The following is a 17,203-nucleotide window of genomic DNA, read 5'->3' as shown; positions in this document are numbered from 1 at the left end:
TTCAAAATCCGTAGGTGCTGAATATTTCCAATTCCAAATCGATTTCGCGATCACTCATATCATCATGAAACGAGAAGCCCTTGCTGATAAGGTCTATCCGCGCCCGCATGATCTCCCCAATTTCACGCACAGAAAACTCCTGCTCGATACGTAGTCTAGCGCGCGCCGCCTTTCTCACCCACTTGACATGATCTTCCACAAGTTCAGAAAAGGCATCCGTTGCATCTCCCAAGTCAGGTTCGGCCCACACATCTTCTCGGCGGAAACGTGAGCGGTTATGACCGACTTCCCGTAGGGTATAAGCCACTAGACGGGTATCGGTATTGCAAAAATCCATATTGCCAGAATATCCGGTCACAATAACAGGAATTCCACGACTCATTGCATCGGAAATTGTCAGACCGAATCCTTCCGCACGATGCAAAGACACATATGCATCCGCTTCTGCATAAAGCTCATCCATAGCAGCCTCATCTAAATACCCATCAATTATAGAAATGTTTGAATGATCTTTTACGATTTGTCTTAACTTATCTGCCAGACTAGGGTCAAGTGTCAGGTTGCGCGTTTTCATTATTAATCGTACACTAGAGTTTCCCGCATGTGCATTTAGGAAGGCGCGAATTACAAAGAGAGGGTTTTTTCTCTCTGCATCGGCATAAACATCCCATATCGACAAGAAGTTATAACTGCTAAAGATATTACCCTCAGAAATCCGTTTCATACGTTCACTGAGCGGTTGCTTTTCAATTGGGTATGGGACCTTCAAAACAGGAATATTCGATGACTTTGATACGGCATTCTGAAAATGCGATGACGGGGTCCATATCTCTTCGAAGAACTGTAGTTGACGTGCCCAAAGACTCGGAATATCTTGCATGTCGTGCACCCAGAATCCGATATTGTAAAAACCTTTTAAAGAGTCCTCTCCCAACCTGGAAAAATATAGCGGAACCCGTCGTGGATTGATATGAAAGAGATTTATCCTGTACTTAAGTGAAGAGATAAGATGATCATCTATGGGCGTAAAGCTGGAATATGTGTACCTGTCTTTTGGTGTTGGCCGCGAAAGTTTGTAAAGATCATAAGAGATGCCTGCAGACCTTAGACAGAGAATGTCCAACTCTGCCGCGTCGCCGATACTTTCTGATACACCAAAAGGTCCGAAGAAATTGATTCCTTTTATCATGTTTGATCAGCAATAGTGCCGAGAATATTAAAAAGTCGTCCACGCCATGTGTTGTTTCCAATTATGCGAATCACATCAATGCTGCGAAGCCTGGGCCTAATTAGTTGGCGTTTAATTGCTTCAACAAATTCATTCGACTCTTTTGCAATCAATAAGTCATGCCCAAGACCCTCTAATGAGGATAAGGGTGTCGAGACAACAGAAACACCGGATGCAAGATATTCGTAATACTTCATCGGGAACATCCCCCGCGTATAATCGTTGATGAGGGAGGGAAGCAGTCCCACCTGCACACTACGTAGATAAAAGGGAAGCATTGCATAGGGTTTGTAGCCAAGAAAATGTACGTTGGATAATGTTCTAAGCTCTGCCACAAGAGGGCTTTTCTGGCCTTCACGCTCTTCGCCAATTAGAACCCAACTCCATTCAGGTTTCGCACGGGCACAATCCAATAACAGCTGAAAATCTATCTTAAAGTCTGACAACACACCGTGGTAACACAAACGCGGTTCGGGAATGGCCGCCAAATCTGGTGGGATTGGCCCGGGTTGCAAGGCTTTTCCAAAATGTTCCGCATCCACCACATTGGGAAAAAAGTGCGTATTGGGATTAATCGTGCGGCAGTGTTCTGCCAGCGCGGGGGCAGTCACAAACACCACATCAGCCTTTTGCAACAACTGTGCTTCCGCTTCGCGGAATGTATTGGCATCCACACCGGGCACGGCCGCCAAGTCATCCACACAGTGATAAAGAAGTTTTCCTTTGCTCACACCTTCAATCGCATCCAGCATGAAAGGGTGATAGGTCCAGATTAGTGGGTTTTTGAAGTTTTGCTGGTTTACTGAGCGCTTGATCGCAAATTGCAACAAATGTCTGTTGAGCCAACGCAAAACAGGGTGGCGGTGCCCCGCAGGCACCACCAGGGGCGAGAGCACAAAGATGCCTGTCGCGCGCTTGGTCGCGCCCCACAACAGGGATGCAAAGCCTTTGCGAAAACGAATCGCAAGCCGTTGCCAATCGCGTTTACTGCCTGCCTTGGGACTGCGTAGGCCAACGCTTTCTATGTAAAGAACTTTGACACCCAATTCAGCCAGTGACATGGCGCAGTGCTGCTTGTTGGTCCAATAAGGTTCATCCCAGTCGGCCGTAGCGAACAAGATGCAGCTTTGGGGAATGTGCTCTGGTGACGGCTCAGCCATTGAATTTGTCCTGATCTTGCCCAGCCAAGGCCGCCAAGATGCGTTGCGCGGCATGCCCGTCGCCGTAAGGGTTGATGCCTTGATGGCTGACCAAGTTAGGTACCTGAGCGAGATAACTGTCTGCCGTCTTTACGATCAGGTTGACATCGGTGCCAGTAAGTGTGGCCAGTCCGGCTTTGAGGCCCTCGCCCCTTTCAGTGTATTCGCGCATCACGACCACCGGGATGCCAAAAGATGGTGCTTCTTCCTGGATGCCACCAGAGTCGGTAATAATAAGCGCGCATTGGCTTTGCAGGTGCAGGCTGGCCTCAAAGTCAACTGGCTCGATAAGTTGCAAATTAGGCAATCCTTCTAATGCACCAAACACGATCGCGCGCACTTCTGGATTGAGATGCACGGGGAACACAAAGCCCAGCTCGGGGTGGGATGCGCTAAGTGTTTTGATAGCGGTGCAAATTTGTTGCAGGCCTTGGCCAAAGTTTTCGCGGCGGTGGGTGGTCACCAGCACTAGGCGCTTTCCCGGAAAATAAACTGGAAAGCGAGTTCCGGCTTTATGCGATATCCAGCGCAGGCGCATCCAGTCTATGGCGTCCACCACCGTGTTGCCCGTGACAAATACCTTAGAGGGATCAACCGCTTCGGCGAGCAGCCTCGCGGCGGCATGCTCAGTAGGAGCAAAGTGCCAGCTGGCAATTCGGCTGATTGCCACCCGATTGAATTCTTCAGGGAAGGGGCTGTCCCAAATGCCGGTTCGCAAGCCCGCCTCAACGTGGGCCACAGGTATGCGAAGATAAAATGCGGACAGTGCTGCCGCTAATGCTGTCGTGGTGTCGCCCTGCACGATCACTACATCCGGCCGGTGCTGAACAAAGGCCTCGGAAAGCCGATCGATTAGACGAGCCGTAAGCCCGGCCAAGGTCTGACCATCTTGCATGACCGCCAGTTCAACGTCAGGCGTAATACCGAAGACAGCCAGTGCCTGATCGAGCATATGCCGGTGCTGCCCCGATGAGCAGACAACCAGTTCGATCTCTTCCTCATGCTTTCTGGCCTCTATCACCACGGGCGCAAGTTTGATGACCTCGGGGCGAGTGCCAAACACAACCATGAGCTTCATAGTGATACCCCGCTGGCTGTCACCTCAACCACTTGGTCGTGGTACTCAACCGCAACCGGCCAGCGCGCGCTGCCCTCACTCATATAGGCCTTAAATCCGGCCTGTCCTCTCTCAATTCGAACAGACGCCTTGCGCGCCAGGAAATCCATGGCATCAGATTCGTTGCACATCAGGACATTGCCTGACTGAAGGATGTAGGCAATGAAGCTTCTGTGAACGTTGATGCGCTGTGCTTCTGTTTCCCATCCGTACTGGTAGCGAGCAGAAAATGGATGGTCCAGGTAGCCGAAGAATGCGCCACCCGCCTTGGCAATATCAAACGCCAGTTTGAAGGTAGCCAATGGGTCCGCCTCATCAAGCACGCAATCACCGTGCAGCATGCACTGCTGGCTGTGACCGATAAAGCCGGTGCCGGCACCACTGACTTGGCCGGATCGGGCTGTTAAAAAGTCGGGGTCGTTGCGGATAATGCCGCCGATACAGCCAGAGTAACCAGCATCAGCCAGGGCTGCGCGAGCGTAGTCAGGCGTCTGGTGAAAGGGAGAAACGGCATAGCGCACCGCGTAACCGGTGGCCTGCTTGATAGTGGCTGCTGAACTGCTGCCTTCCAAAAAAGCAGCTTCATAGCTACCACCCCAGTCCGGCGCATGCGTGGCGGTGTGCGACAACAATGTACCACCAAGGGCCAGCACTTCTTTAGGTAACCCATGGTGCACTGGGTCCACCAGCACTTTGGCGTGCAGTGCCAAGGAAAACGGGATACCCAAATCGCAGTAGGCGTCCCACAGCGGTCGGGCAGATTCAACGTCTTCATCGCAATCCAGGCGCATCGTGACCGCTGCCGCATAGCCGTAAGGCACTTCGCGCAAGACCGGCCAGCAAGGCAGCTCAGAGTATCGGTAGCTGGAGACAAAGTGCTCAACCAGTGCCCACTCCTGAGAGTCAACCGGCCCGACTGAACGGTTGAACCAAAGCAGACTGCTATGCGGCCTGTCCCAAGCAGCGGCATAAGAGCCCACTACATCGCCCTGGATTTGGACCTGGGCGATGGTGTTGACGGAAGGGGCCACCGCAGACTGGGCAAGCGCCCAGATGGGCGGTTGCTCCGCGCTTACCGGAATGGCCCCATAGCCAAGGTTGTTCCACTCGTCCGTATAGTCGTAGCGCAGAAATGCGCGTTCCAAGATGGGCGATGCGCGCGCTCCAAGTGGCGCTATGTAGTGCACCGAGGCAGCACTTTGAGAAAACTGACCGGCCAAAGCTGGCGAACATTGCGCTGCTTCGACCAAAGCCTGAGTAGGCTGCGCAACCGAAACATTAAGGAATTGCGCTAGACTGGGCGGTAAGGCGCCAAAAACGATGATTTTGCATTGCCCGGAATCAAGCGCTGAAATGATGTGCTCTGACCAGGCTTCCAAAGGGTCCACCAGCACCCAGCAGCGGGGCGCAGCAAGTTCCCTCGTGGCCGAGGTGGTCAGCATCAGTTGGTTGATAGAGGCGCGCTCGACCTGAGCGCCGCTGCAACTGCGGGCGAAGGCCAGGCTGACGATCTCTCCGGCTTGGGCACACATGCCGGGACTGATGACTTGGATCATGGGTGGACTACATGCCTGAACTTGGCGTGGCGGCCCAAGCGGACAAATGCATCGTGGTCCACGAACTGCAATTCAAAGCCCTGCCCCCAAAAAACGGTGATCTTGCGGCGTATCTCTTCTTTGTCGGCAAATACTTCGGGCACGATTTTGAGCAAAGGCGGCGTGAATCGCAGGTCAATCTGGAACTCTTGAATACCGCCCACACGGTGATCCAGCATGTCCTGAATATGGTGGGTGGGGTGGTCAATACCGTTAATGGAGACCAGATCATGAATGCGGCCCACCACGTGGGTGAGGTGAAAGCCCTGCGGCCCATCTTCCACCTGTGCCAGGTCACCGGTACGGTAGCGAATGAGCGGCATGAGATTATTTCGAAAGCCGGTAAACACGAGTTCGTGTTCTCCGTTTTCAGCGCTCTCGATTTCAAATGACTCAGGCCAGGCTTCGGACTCCATGACTTGCAGTCCGTTTTCCATGCCCGAGAGCTCGTAACCGACCACGCCCAGCTCTGCCAGCCCGTAGCGGTCCACCACCCGGCAGCGCAGCGCGCGGGCAATAGCCTCGCGCTGGTAGGGTTCAAGCAACTCGCCGCTGGATTCAAAGACCTCGAAGGCCTTGGCCCCCCCGTACTTGCGCTCCACATAGCAAGCCAATGCATAGATGGTGGAGGGGTGAGCATGCGCCAGATAGGGGCGCCTGCGCAGCAGCGTCTGCCAGATTTCCTCCAGGCCAGCGTCGTCCACGCTGCCAAAGAAGATGTTGCTGCGGTTCATGGCAAAGCACTTAAAGTCCTCGCGCGTTGGCCATTGCGGAACCGTCGCATCAGGAAAACGGCATGCGAAATGCAACTCGGTTTTGTGCTTAAGTTTGCCAATACGTTCACGCGCGTACAGGGTAACGGCGGCTGAATAGTCAGCGCCCGCCTGGTCATAGTAAATGACACAAGACAGCCCCGTAGATCCACCAGTCTTGCAGACATGGTGGCGCGTTTGATCGAGTGGTGCAGACAGCATGCGATCCCCCTGCTCCCGGATGATGTCCTTGGTCAGGTACGGAAGGTCGGACAGGTAACCCACATCAGAACGCACCTTCTCCGGATCGAAACCCAATTGTGCAAACAAGTCACGGTAGTAAGGCACGCTGGCGCCTGCGAGCTGCAACATATCAGCAAGGCGATTGACAGAAATGACTCGGCGCTGCGCTCTATCCAAACGATAAAACTGCCTTAGCTCATCCAGTTTGGAACGAATCTCACGCTGCTCGCGCTTCTCGGCGTAGGGGTAAGCGATATTGGCACTGATCAGTCCCTTGATCAGCCTGAGCGGCTGGTAGGAAAACGCAATTTCCCCTGCCCGCAGTATGGGGTGATCTGCTGCAATCATGCTGCCACTGCCGTAACCGGCTCATCAGAAATAATGCGACCATGCTCCATCGTGATCTTGCGATTGCAAATGTGTTGAATGAGCCCGGGATCATGCGACGCCACCACCAATATGGACGCCTTGCCAACCAGATTCTCGAGCCGGACCGCCGCCTTGGCACTAAATGCGGCATCGCCCACGCTGAGCCACTCGTCCATGATGATGATATCCGCCTCGATACTGGTGGATATGGCAAACGCAAGGCGAAGCATCATGCCACTGGAGTAGGTCCGCACGGGCAGGTTGAGATAGTCACCCAGTTCACTGAACTCTGCAATTTCATCAACCTTGGAGCGAATCTTGGTGGGCTTTAAACCATCCAGGATGCCACGAAGGTAAATATTCTCGAACCCGGTCGCATCCGGATCCAGCCCCATGGATACATCCAGCAAGGATGCTATGGATCCGGTAACTTTAAGCTGACCGCGAACAGGCGCATAAACGCCGGACAAAACACGCAAAAGCGTTGTTTTACCGGAGCCGTTGTGTCCCAGTAGCCCGACACGCGTACCTTCCTCAAACGTGAAGGTCAGATTATCGAGGGCTGTGACGATAGAGTGCTTTCCCGCATCCTGACCGATTTTTCCTCCGGTCGAGAGGTTAAGTACGACCTTCTTTAAGGAGCGGTGCGAGTTCTCATAAATCGGAAACTCAACTCCTAGGCCGCTTGCAACAATGGAGGTACTCACGTATTTACAACCAGTAGGGCACGCGATTGCGGTACCGTTTCATTAAGAACTGTGCGAATGCAAATCCTAGCAAGAGCAGGCCAATAGCCCAGCCCCATGACTCCAACCGCACAGGACGACCGATAATAGGGCCTCGTGCAATCTCAATCAGGTGGTAGAGCGGGTTTAACTCAGCTACCCAGGCGCGGTCCTTCAATATCTCGGGTGACCACATTACGGGTGTAAAGAAAAACGCCACCTGAACCAGGTTGGTCACTATAGGCGCGATGTCCCGGAAGCGCGCGCACAAAATACCAAGCGCAACACCGATCCATACACCCTGCAGCCAAAGAATCAATAGAGCGAACGGCAAGAGCAGTATCTCAGCAGTCGGCCAACGACCGAAGACCAACAAGGTGAGTATTACCACCGGCAGACTGTGCAACAGGATCACAAAATTTCGCCATGCAATTCGGCACACATGCACGGTCAAGGGCAGCCGTATTTGTTTGATCAAATAGGCTGACCCGATAAAAGCCGTACAACCTTCATTAACTGCAGATGCCAAGTACTGCCAAACGACCAAACCAACCGCGAGGTAGGGAAGGTACGTGCTGATTTCCTGATGCAAAAGCTGCGAGTAAAGGAGCCCCAGAACAACCACCATGATGAGCGTGCTCAGCGTGAACCAGAAAGGTCCGAGCACTGAGCGGCGGTACCGCTGTTTGATGTCGTGCCACCCCAGAGTACCCCAAACGGTATACGCGGCAATACCCAGTGACAGGTCGCTAGAAGGAGCATGGTCGCCAAGACCTCGCTCGGCCGCGCCGTTGCTATGCGTCAGTGAATGGGCTGTCATGCACGCCCGTAGTTGTCTTGAAATCGCACGATGTCATCCTCCCCCAGATAGCTTCCGCTCTGAACCTCGATCATCACCAGATCGATTAAGCCCGGGTTTTCTAAACGATGTTTGTGACCAGCCGGAATGTAGGTGGATTGGTTGGTATTTAGAAGTAACTCATGTTCGCCGTTTACCACCTTAGCCATGCCATTGACCACAATCCAGTGCTCGCTGCGGTGGTGGTGCATCTGCAGACTGAGAGAGGCGCCCGGTTTGACTTCAATGCGTTTGATTTTGAAGCCCACCCCCTCTTCGAGAATAGTATAAGTGCCCCAAGGACGGTGCACCGTTCGGTGCAACTTATGCGCTTCATGCCCCTCAGACTTGAGACGTGCATAGATATGCTTAACGTCCTGCGCACAGGACTTGTCCGCGACCAGCACAGCGTCCGGCGTATCAATGATGATCAAATCGTTTACGCCCACAGCGCCTAACACGCGCTCTTTGCTGTGGATGGTGCAGTTTCGGCTGTTGTACACCAACGCCTTGCCTTCAATCCGGTTGCCATTCTCGTCAGGTGCCGCCAGGTCGCCCAGCGCGTTCCAGGACCCGATGTCGCTCCAGCCAATATCACAAGGCACCACGGCCACGTTGGAGGACTTCTCCATCACGGCATAGTCGATCGATTCGCTGGGCACTTCCTTGAAGCTTGCCGCGTCCAGCTCCGTCTGCACAAATCCCTTGCCTGCAGCAAGCCGAGATACAGCCAGACAAGCCTTGCAGGCCGCCAAGATCTCGGGGCAATGCCGCTCCATTTCGGCCAATATGGTTCCAGCAGCAAAGCAAAAAATGCCTGCATTCCAATGGAACCGACCACTGCGCAGATATTCCTGAGCCTTTTCAAGATTGGGCTTTTCCACAAACCGCAGCACGGTATTGCCCTTGGCCTCGATATAGCCGTACCCGGTTTCAGGTGATTCCGGTTTGATGCCGAATGTGACCAGCTTGCCCTCTTGGGCAAATGCCACAGCCTCGCCAACCGCGGCTGCAAAGGCCGGTTGGTTGCTGATCATGTGGTCTGCCGCGAGCACCAGCATGACCGCATCCGCGCCATGCCGCTCCACAACTTGCAATGCCGCAACCGCTATGGCTGCAGCGGTATTGCGACCGACCGGTTCCAGAATGTAGGCAGTGCCCAATCCTTTCGAATTGACCTCCCGCAATTCATCTTCCGTCTTGAAAAAGAACTCCCGATTGGTGACCGTCAGCACTTCGGTCGCATCGGGCAACAGTGCACCGCGCAAAAAGGCCTTCTGCAGCAGACTTTGACCATCTGCGAGCCGGATAAACGGTTTGGGATGATGTTCACGAGAAACCGGCCAAAGCCGGGAGCCTGCGCCTCCGCACAGGATGGTGGGTATTAGTTTTTTGGACACCAGTGTTTGAGCCATTAATGGCCCCCTTGAAGTACTGCCCCCATTCTAATTGAGTACGTATTACAGCTAGAACCAAGTTCCCGTGGGCAAACCGATTACACAAAGTAAAACGGCCAAAGTACAGTAACAATTTGTACTTTGGCCGTTCAGAGTGGTGCGCGGGGGGGGACTCGAACCCCCACACTGTTGCCAGCGTCAGGACCTAAACCTGGTGCGTCTACCAATTTCGCCACCCGCGCGCTATTTCAATCAATTGGCAAGCCTGCGAGTTTAACCTGCCGCGGGAGTGTCCTTTCGAATCCGGAACCAGGCAGCGTACATGGCAGGCAAAGCCAGCAGTGTCAGCACGGTAGCCACAATCAGGCCGCCCATGATGGCCACGGCCATTGGTCCCCAAAAAACCGAGCGGGACAAAGGAATCATTGCCAGTACCGCCGCAGCAGCGGTCAGCACGATGGGGCGCAGCCTGCGCACGGCAGACTCCACAATCGCGTCCCAGGCCATGACCCCAGCCGCCCGGTCCTGTTCAATCTGATCGATCAGGATGACAGAGTTACGCTGGATCATGCCCATCAAGGCGATCACCCCCAGCAGAGCCACAAAACCAAACGGCCGGTCAAACAGCAGCAGTGCAGCGGCCACGCCCGAAATGCCGAAAGGCCCGGTCAGGAAGACCAGCATGGCGCGGCTGAAGCTGTGCAGTTGCAACATCAGCAATGTGAAGGTGATGAACAGCATGATGGGAATGCCAGCGGCAATCGAGGAGGACCCTTCCGAACTCTTTTCGACCGAACCAGCCACTGCCAAGTGGTAGCCGGGCGGCCATTTGGCACTGAGCTCCTTGAGTTTGGGCAACAGTTCTGCCGTCACGGTGGCACCTTGCAGCCCGCTCACCACGTCGCACTGCACGGTGATCGCATAGTCGCGGTTCTCCCGCCACAGGACCCCGGGCTCCCAGGCAAAGACGGGCTTGGCGATCTGGGTCAGCGGAATCGACTTGCCTGAAGTGGTGGGCAGGTACGCATTGCCAATGTCGGTTATGGCGTTGCGCTCCTCCAGGGGTTGACGCAACACGATGTCGATCAGCTTGTCGTCCTCCTGGTATTGGCCAATGGTGGTGCCCGCCAATATGGTCCTGGCCGACTGGGCAATCGACTGGCTGGTCACACCCAGCGCGCGCGCCTTGGCCTGGTCCACTTCCATGTGGAGTGCCTTGATGGACTCGTGCCAGTTGTCGTTTACGCCGCGCGTGTTCGGGCTGGCGCGCATGGCCGCCTTGACCGTGTCGGCGTAGGCCCTCAAGGCAATCGGATCGGGCCCTTCCACCCTGAATTGCACTGGGTACTCCACCGGCGGGCCATTGGGCAGCAACTGGATCCGTGCCCTCACCTCCGGAAACTCCTGAGCCATCAGCCCGGGTAATAGCGACAGCAAACGCGAGCGGCTCTTCAGATCCTTGGAGACGATCATGAATTGCGACACATTGGTCTGCGGAAAGATCTGATTCAGCGGCAAATAGAAACGGGGCACGCCGGAACCGATCCAGGTGGATACCGTGCTGATGCCTTCCACACCCATCAAGCGCGACTCGATTCTCTTGGACACCTCTTCATTGGCGGCGTAAGCTGCCCCCTCTGGGAGCCAAGCGTCCACCAGAATTTCCGGGCGTGCCGAGTCCGGGAAGAACTGCTGCTGCACCTTGCCCATACCCACGATACCCAAGGCAAACACCAGCACTGCAGCGCCAATCGTGAGCCAGCGGTGGGTCAAGCAGGCATTCAGCACACGCCTAAAGGCCATGTAGAAAGGCGTATCAAAGTGCTCGTGGGGCGCGTCGTGGCGAGGATCCTGTGGGTGGAACTGGTTGGGTTTGATCTTGAGCAGAACAGTTCCCAGATAAGGCACAAAGTAGACCGACACAATCCAGCTCAGGACCAGCGCAATCACCGTCACGGCAAAAATGGCAAAGGTGTACTCACCCGTCACCGACTTGGCTATGCCGATGGGCAGAAAACCCGCCGCCGTAATCAGCGTTCCCGTCAGCATGGGCATGGCGGTTACTTCATAGGCAAAAGTGGCCGCACGTACCTTGTCGTAGCCCTCTTCCATCTTGCGCACCATCATTTCCACCGAGATGATGGCGTCATCCACCAGCAGTCCCAGTGCGATGATCAGCGAGCCCAGCGAAATCTTGTGCAAGCCAATGCCAAAGTAGTCCATGGCCAGGAAGGTGACTGCCAACACCAACGGAATCGTGATGCCCACTACCAAGCCAGGACGAAAGTCCAGGTAGTACTTGCGCCACCAAGGGTTTTGTCCGGGATGTTTGTGGGTTCCCAGGGCCAGGAAGCTCACCGCCAACACGATGACTACCGCCTCTATAAGCGTACGCACAAACTCGCCCACCGAGTCCGACACCGCGCGTGGCTGGTCCTGGATCTGCACCAGTTGCACCCCTGCCGGCAGTGCCTTGGCAATCTTGTCAAAGGAAACCTTGAGCGATTTGCCCAGAGCAATGATGTCGCCGCCCTTGGCCATGGACACGCCCAGCGCGATGACTTCCTTGCCCTGGTGATGCACCTTCACGCTGGGCGGATCGATATAGGCCTGGGTGATTTCGGCAATGTCGCCCAGGCGAAATTGCTTACCGGAGGCTCCGCGTATCGGCATAGCGCGCAACTCGTCCAGCGACTTGAATTGCCCACCCACGCGCACCTGCACCACGTCCAGCGGCGTCTGCACCGCGCCGGCACTTTCCACCGCATTCTGCTGGCTGAGCTGGGACAGCACCTGATTCATATCCAGGCCCATCTGCGCCGCGCGCTTTTGCGATATCTCTACAAACAGCTTCTCGTCCTGGTCGCCAAACATCTGCACCTTGGCCACGTCGCGCACACGCAGCAGCTCCAGCCGCGCCTCGTCAGCAAAGGTTTTCAGTTCGGCGTAATTGAAGCCATCGGCTTCCAGCGCGTAGATCACCCCATACACGTCGCCAAAGTCATCGTTGAAGAAAGGCCCCTGCACGCCCTGCGGCAAGGTATTGCGCATGTCACCAATCTTCTTGCGCACCGTGTACCAGACGTTGGAGACCTCCGAGGGCTTGGAGGAGTCTTTGAGTTCCAGCGTGATTTGCGACAAGCCGGGCTTGGAGTAGCTGTGAATCTTGTCGGCGTAAGGTACTTCCTGCAGCGTTTTTTCCAGCTTGTCAGTGACCTGCTCGGCCATCTGCTGCGCCGTGGCTCCCGGCCAGTAGGTTTGCACCACCATGGCGCGAAAGGTAAACGGCGGATCCTCGTCCTGGCCGAGCTGGAAATAGGCCGCAATGCCCAAGACCATCAGCACCACCATCAGGTAGCGCGTCAGGGGGCCATGCTCAATGGCCCAGCGGGAAAGGTTGAATCCGGTGGAAGGCTGATCCTGTTTCATGGACGGCTCACTTCGCAGCTGCAGGAGTTACAACTGCGTTGGCCTCTTGCTGACGTGGCTGGTACAGCATGACCTTCTGTCCTGGGGCAAGCACGTGCACGCCTGCCACGACCACTTTGGCACCTGGCTGCAATCCGCTGCTTATCACCACGTCATTTCCATCCGCCGTGGCAATGCCCACAGGATTCAGCCGCACCGTCATGGTGGCCGTGTCCAGCACCCATACGGCAGATTGGTTCCCGTCTTTGAGCAAGGCGCTGGTAGGCACCTTGATGACCGACGCATCACCATGCTCAAAGGCCGCGGCCGTCACGGCCACCGTAGCGCCCAGTTGAACATCCGGTTTGCCATCGAGCGCCACCTTGACAAGGTAAGTGCGTGTCACAGGGTCTGCGCTGGCCGCCACTTCGCGTACGGTTCCGGGCAATACCGTGTTGCCCGGCCAGAGTCGCACCTTGGCAGTCGAGCCCACGCTGACAGCGCGAACCTTGTCTTCCGGCACGGAAAACACCACATCCCGCGGACCGTCCTGCGCGATTCGAATCACCGGCGTGCCGGCAGCCACAACCTGCCCCACTTCGGCGTCCACCGAAGTCACCACGCCCGATGCATCTGCCACCAGCACGGCATACCCCGCCTGATTGCCCTGCCCAGTCATTTGCGCCTGCGCCTGATCCCACTGTGCTTGCGCACTCTTGAGCGTAGTCTCACGCCGCTCCAGTTCTGCGCTGCTGATGAAGTTCTGCTCACGCAGCTCCTTGTAGCGCTTGAAATCCGCCGCAGCGAGATCCCGATTGGTGGCGGCAGAGGCCAGTTGTGCACGCGCGGCGTCCAGCGAGAGCTTGAGATCCTGTGCGTCGAGTTGCGCCAGAACCTGACCCGCCTTGACGTGTTGGCCCAGCTCGACTGCCCGACGGATGATCTTGCCGCCTACGCGAAATCCCAATTGCGATTCGACACGGGAGCGCACTTCACCCGAGTACTCCACGCTGGAGAGTAGCGAGCTCTCTCCCACCGTCATGACTTTCACCGCTCGCAGCGGTTCCTCTTTGGGTTCTGGCTTGGAACAGGCGGACAACGCAAAGACAGCTGATACAAGCAGCAAGCCAATACGGTAAGGCGTGAGAGACATATGTGTGACCCGGAAAATTGGAGAGATGCTGGCAAGCAACGCATTTTACTGACCAACGGGTTATTAATTTAAAGGATGCGATTGAGGCTGTCAAGCGACAAGGCAAAATCACCGCATGCCCAGCACCTCCATCGATCACTACGAAAACTTTCCGGTTGCATCGCTGCTGTGCCCATCCCATCTGCGCGCGCCGGTGGCCGCCATCTACCACTTTGCCCGCACCGCGGATGACATTGCCGATGAGGGGAATGACTCGGCAGCTGAGCGCCTGATGAAGCTGCTGGCCTATCGCCAGCAGCTTCAAGCCGTGTCGCAACCGGGCAAAGACGTAGACGCCACGTTGGACCCGCGCTGGAGCGGCGTGTTTTTAGCCCTGAAAAAAGCAATCGCGCAACACAATCTACCAGTGCCTTACCTGCACGACCTGCTCGACGCTTTTGTGCAGGACATAGAGAAGACCCGAGACCGGGCCGGATACAGCGACAACGCCGAGCTGCTTGATTACTGCCGCCGCTCGGCCAACCCGGTTGGACGCCTGCTGCTGCACCTCTACGGGGTGGACTCGGCCGAGTCCTTGCAGCAAAGCGATGCCATCTGCAGCGCGCTGCAACTCATCAATTTCTGGCAGGACCCCAGCGTGGATATTCCACGTGGGCGTTTCTACTTCACGCAGTCCGCCAAGGACGCGCATGGTGTGCTGGACACCGACCTCCTTGCGCTGCGCCAGACACCCGCCATCACCCGCATGATTGCGCAATGTGTGCAGGAAGCCCGCGCACTGATGCTGCAAGGGATTCCGCTGGTGCGTGCTGTTGGCGGGCGGGCAGGATGGGAGCTGCGCCTGGTGGTCCAGGGAGGACTGCGCATCCTGGACAAGATAGAAGCACTGAAGTACAGCACGCTCACTGCGCGCCCCACCCTGCGCCCCTGGGACTACGCCCTGCTCGTGTGGCGTGCCCTCTGGATGTAAACGCCATGCAATCCGCGGATGGGACAATCAAGGCATGACCCCTGAACAATATGTCCAGCAAAAAGCCGTCGCATCCGGCAGCAGTTTCTATTACGCCTTTCTCTTTCTGCCCGCACCGCGCCGCGCCGCCATCACCGCCTTCTACGCTTTCTGCCGTGAAGTGGATGATGTCGTGGATGAAATGACCGACGCCGGCGTCGCCGCCACCAAGCTGGCCTGGTGGAAGAGTGAAGTGGCCCAGGCCTTTGCCGGCAAGCCCAGCCACCCGGTGATGAAAGCGCTGATGCCCCATGCTTCCCCCTATGCGATCGAGGCGCGGCACCTGACCGACGTGATTGACGGCTGCCAGACGGATCTGGAGCAGACCCGCTACCTGGACTACCCCAACCTGCAACGCTACTGTCATCTGGTGGCGGGCGTCGTGGGCGAGGTAGCGGCGCGCATCTTCGGGCAGACCGATCCGGCCACCACGGAATATGCCCACACGCTGGGCCAAGCATTGCAGCTGACCAACATCATTCGCGACGTCGGTGAAGACGCCCTGCGCGGACGCATTTACCTGCCAGTAAACGAACTGCAGCGCTTTGACGTCAAGGCCCATGAAATCCTCAAGCGCACCTATTCGGACCGTTTTACCGCGCTGATGCGCTTCCAGGCTGAACGCGCCCATGGCCTCTATGAGCAGGCCCTTCAGCTCTTGCCCGCACAGGACCGCCGCGCGCAAAAGCCTGGGCTGATGATGGCCAGCATCTACCGCACCCTGCTGCGTGAAATCGAGGCCGACAACTTCCAGGTTCTGCACCAACGCATCAAACTCACCCCCTTGCGCAAGCTATGGCTGGCCTGGAGAGTGCAGGCATTGGGAAAAATGTGAGCGTGCAGCGGATTGCCGTCATCGGCGGCGGTTGGGCGGGACTGGCTGCAGCCGTGCAGGCCAGCCAAAACGGACACCACGTCACTTTGTTTGAGGCATCCCGCCAATGGGGTGGCCGCGCCCGCGCAGTCCCCAGCACCCTGCCGGACGGAACCGAACGGACGCTGGACAACGGCCAACACATACTCATAGGCGCCTATACCGAAACCCTGGAGCTGATGCGTACCGTTGGCGTGGACCCAAACACGGCTCTGCTGCGACTGCCCTTATGCCTGCAATTCCCCGATGGGCAAGGCCTGCAACTGCCGGACTGGCCGGTGCCACTGGACGTTCTGGCTGGCGTGCTGCAAGCCAAAGGCTGGGCGTGGGCAGACAAATGGTCGCTGTTGCGCCATGCCCTTCGCTGGCAAATCAATGGATTTCATTGCGCCGAGGAATTGTCAGTAGCAGGCCTTTGCACAGACCTGTCCGCGCGTGTCATGCAGACGCTGGTGGAGCCCTTGTGCGTGTCGGCGCTCAACACACCGGCAGACCGGGCCAGCGCCAAGGTGTTCTTGCGGGTGCTGAAAGACTCCCTGCTGGGCGGCAAAGGCGGGTCCAACCTGCTGCTGCCCCGCGTTGACTTGTCCGCCCTCTTTCCCCTCGCAGCGACCCAATGGCTGCAAAACCGCTGCGCAACCTTGCGCCTGGGCCAACGGGTGCAACGTCTGGAGCGCACAGCGCAGTGGTTGGTGGATGGCGAGGCTTTCGATGCCGTACTGTGCGCCTGTTCCTCTTCCGCCGCCAGCCAGTTGCTTACAGGTACGGTCGCAGACGCAGCTACGCAGTCGGCCATTCAGTCATGGGTAGGCGTTGCGCAGCAGCTGCAGTTCGAAGCCATCACCACCGTGTATGCGCAAGGGGCTCAGATCCGATTGCCGCAACCCATGCTGGCATTGCACAGCGGCCGACAAGCGCCCGCGCAATTTGTATTTGATCGCGGACAACTGGGAGGCCCAGCCGGTCTGCTGGCCTTTGTGGTCAGCGCCAGCGATGGTGAACGCAGCAGCCTGCAGCAAGACGTTGTGCGGCAGGCACAACAACAGCTTGCTCCCTGGCTTCAAAACCGGCCACTGCAGGTCGTGCAAACCATTGTGGAGAAACGGGCCACATTTGCCTGCACTCCTGGCCTTGTGCGACCACCCCAGACCATCGCGCCCGGTCTGCTGGTTTGTGGCGACTATGTGCAAGGCCCCTACCCGGCCACGCTGGAGGGCGCCGTGCGCAGTGGCTTGGCCGCCGCAGACTCTTTATCTAGCGCCCCAGGAGCACGCTAGACTGCCTGCCAACATATCG

13 protein-coding genes and 1 tRNA gene are annotated in these 17,203 nt (G+C 56.7%); 3 read left to right on the top strand and 11 right to left on the bottom strand.

From position 1 onward, the window contains the following. Position 1: 1 nt before the first annotated feature. The 11 genes from AAGF34_RS19460 to AAGF34_RS19410 all read right to left on the bottom strand — a co-directional run bounded on the left by AAGF34_RS19460 (position 2) and on the right by AAGF34_RS19410 (position 14,024). Positions 2-1,189, bottom strand: coding sequence for a glycosyltransferase (locus AAGF34_RS19460; protein WP_342617358.1), 1,188 nt, complete (start codon positions 1,187-1,189; stop codon positions 2-4). Continuing rightward, positions 1,186-2,388 carry a glycosyltransferase gene (locus tag AAGF34_RS19455; RefSeq protein ID WP_342617357.1) on the bottom strand — a complete coding sequence of 401 codons (1,203 nt, stop codon included), beginning with the start codon at positions 2,386-2,388 and terminating at the stop codon, positions 1,186-1,188. Before AAGF34_RS19455 ends, AAGF34_RS19460 begins: the two co-directional genes overlap by 4 nt. Continuing rightward, entirely contained in the window at positions 2,381-3,505 is a 1,125-nt protein-coding gene (gene wecB, locus AAGF34_RS19450; RefSeq protein WP_342617356.1) for a UDP-N-acetylglucosamine 2-epimerase (non-hydrolyzing), read from the bottom strand. Before wecB ends, AAGF34_RS19455 begins: the two co-directional genes overlap by 8 nt. After that, positions 3,502-5,100, bottom strand: coding sequence for a polysaccharide deacetylase (locus tag AAGF34_RS19445; protein WP_342617355.1), 1,599 nt, complete (start codon positions 5,098-5,100; stop codon positions 3,502-3,504). The genes wecB and AAGF34_RS19445 overlap by 4 nt, the downstream gene beginning before the upstream one ends. Next, positions 5,097-6,479, bottom strand: coding sequence for a phenylacetate--CoA ligase family protein (locus AAGF34_RS19440; RefSeq protein WP_342621141.1), 1,383 nt, complete (start codon positions 6,477-6,479; stop codon positions 5,097-5,099). Before AAGF34_RS19440 ends, AAGF34_RS19445 begins: the two co-directional genes overlap by 4 nt. After that, complete coding sequence (locus tag AAGF34_RS19435) at positions 6,479-7,210, bottom strand: ABC transporter ATP-binding protein (protein ID WP_342617354.1); 732 nt, start codon at positions 7,208-7,210, stop codon at positions 6,479-6,481. The genes AAGF34_RS19440 and AAGF34_RS19435 overlap by 1 nt, the downstream gene beginning before the upstream one ends. Before the next feature lie 4 nt (positions 7,211-7,214). Next, entirely contained in the window at positions 7,215-8,048 is an 834-nt protein-coding gene (locus tag AAGF34_RS19430; protein ID WP_342617353.1) for an ABC transporter permease, read from the bottom strand. After that, the gene (locus AAGF34_RS19425) at positions 8,045-9,481 is read right to left on the bottom strand and encodes a mannose-1-phosphate guanylyltransferase/mannose-6-phosphate isomerase (protein WP_342617352.1); all 1,437 of its coding nucleotides are present in this window, start codon (positions 9,479-9,481) and stop codon (positions 8,045-8,047) included. Before AAGF34_RS19425 ends, AAGF34_RS19430 begins: the two co-directional genes overlap by 4 nt. Before the next feature lie 137 nt (positions 9,482-9,618). Further along, positions 9,619-9,705, bottom strand: a tRNA-Leu gene (locus AAGF34_RS19420). 31 nt (positions 9,706-9,736) lie between these two features. Beyond that, positions 9,737-12,892, bottom strand: coding sequence for an efflux RND transporter permease subunit (locus AAGF34_RS19415; RefSeq protein WP_342617351.1), 3,156 nt, complete (start codon positions 12,890-12,892; stop codon positions 9,737-9,739). Between the two features lie 7 nt (positions 12,893-12,899). Beyond that, entirely contained in the window at positions 12,900-14,024 is a 1,125-nt protein-coding gene (locus tag AAGF34_RS19410) for an efflux RND transporter periplasmic adaptor subunit (RefSeq protein WP_342617350.1), read from the bottom strand. A gap of 115 nt (positions 14,025-14,139) precedes the next feature. Here AAGF34_RS19410 and hpnC point away from each other — a divergent pair, with 115 nt between their 5' ends. Genes hpnC through hpnE form a run of 3 tightly spaced genes read left to right on the top strand, consistent with a single transcriptional unit; the run spans position 14,140 to position 17,184 of the window. Further along, positions 14,140-14,994, top strand: a complete 855-nt coding sequence (gene hpnC, locus AAGF34_RS19405) for a squalene synthase HpnC (protein ID WP_342617349.1) — start codon at positions 14,140-14,142, stop codon at positions 14,992-14,994. A 34-nt stretch (positions 14,995-15,028) separates the two neighbouring features. After that, entirely contained in the window at positions 15,029-15,868 is an 840-nt protein-coding gene (gene hpnD, locus AAGF34_RS19400; RefSeq protein WP_342617348.1) for a presqualene diphosphate synthase HpnD, read from the top strand. Beyond that, entirely contained in the window at positions 15,829-17,184 is a 1,356-nt protein-coding gene (gene hpnE / locus AAGF34_RS19395; protein ID WP_342617347.1) for a hydroxysqualene dehydroxylase HpnE, read from the top strand. The genes hpnD and hpnE overlap by 40 nt, the downstream gene beginning before the upstream one ends. The last annotated feature ends 19 nt before the right edge of the window (positions 17,185-17,203 follow it).

Origin of the sequence: Rhodoferax sp. GW822-FHT02A01 (assembly GCF_038784515.1) — a bacterium.
Lineage (GTDB): Bacteria > Pseudomonadota > Gammaproteobacteria > Burkholderiales > Burkholderiaceae_C > Allorhodoferax.
Note: the sequence above shows the minus strand (reverse complement) of the source record. Positions and strands in the feature narration are given on the sequence as shown.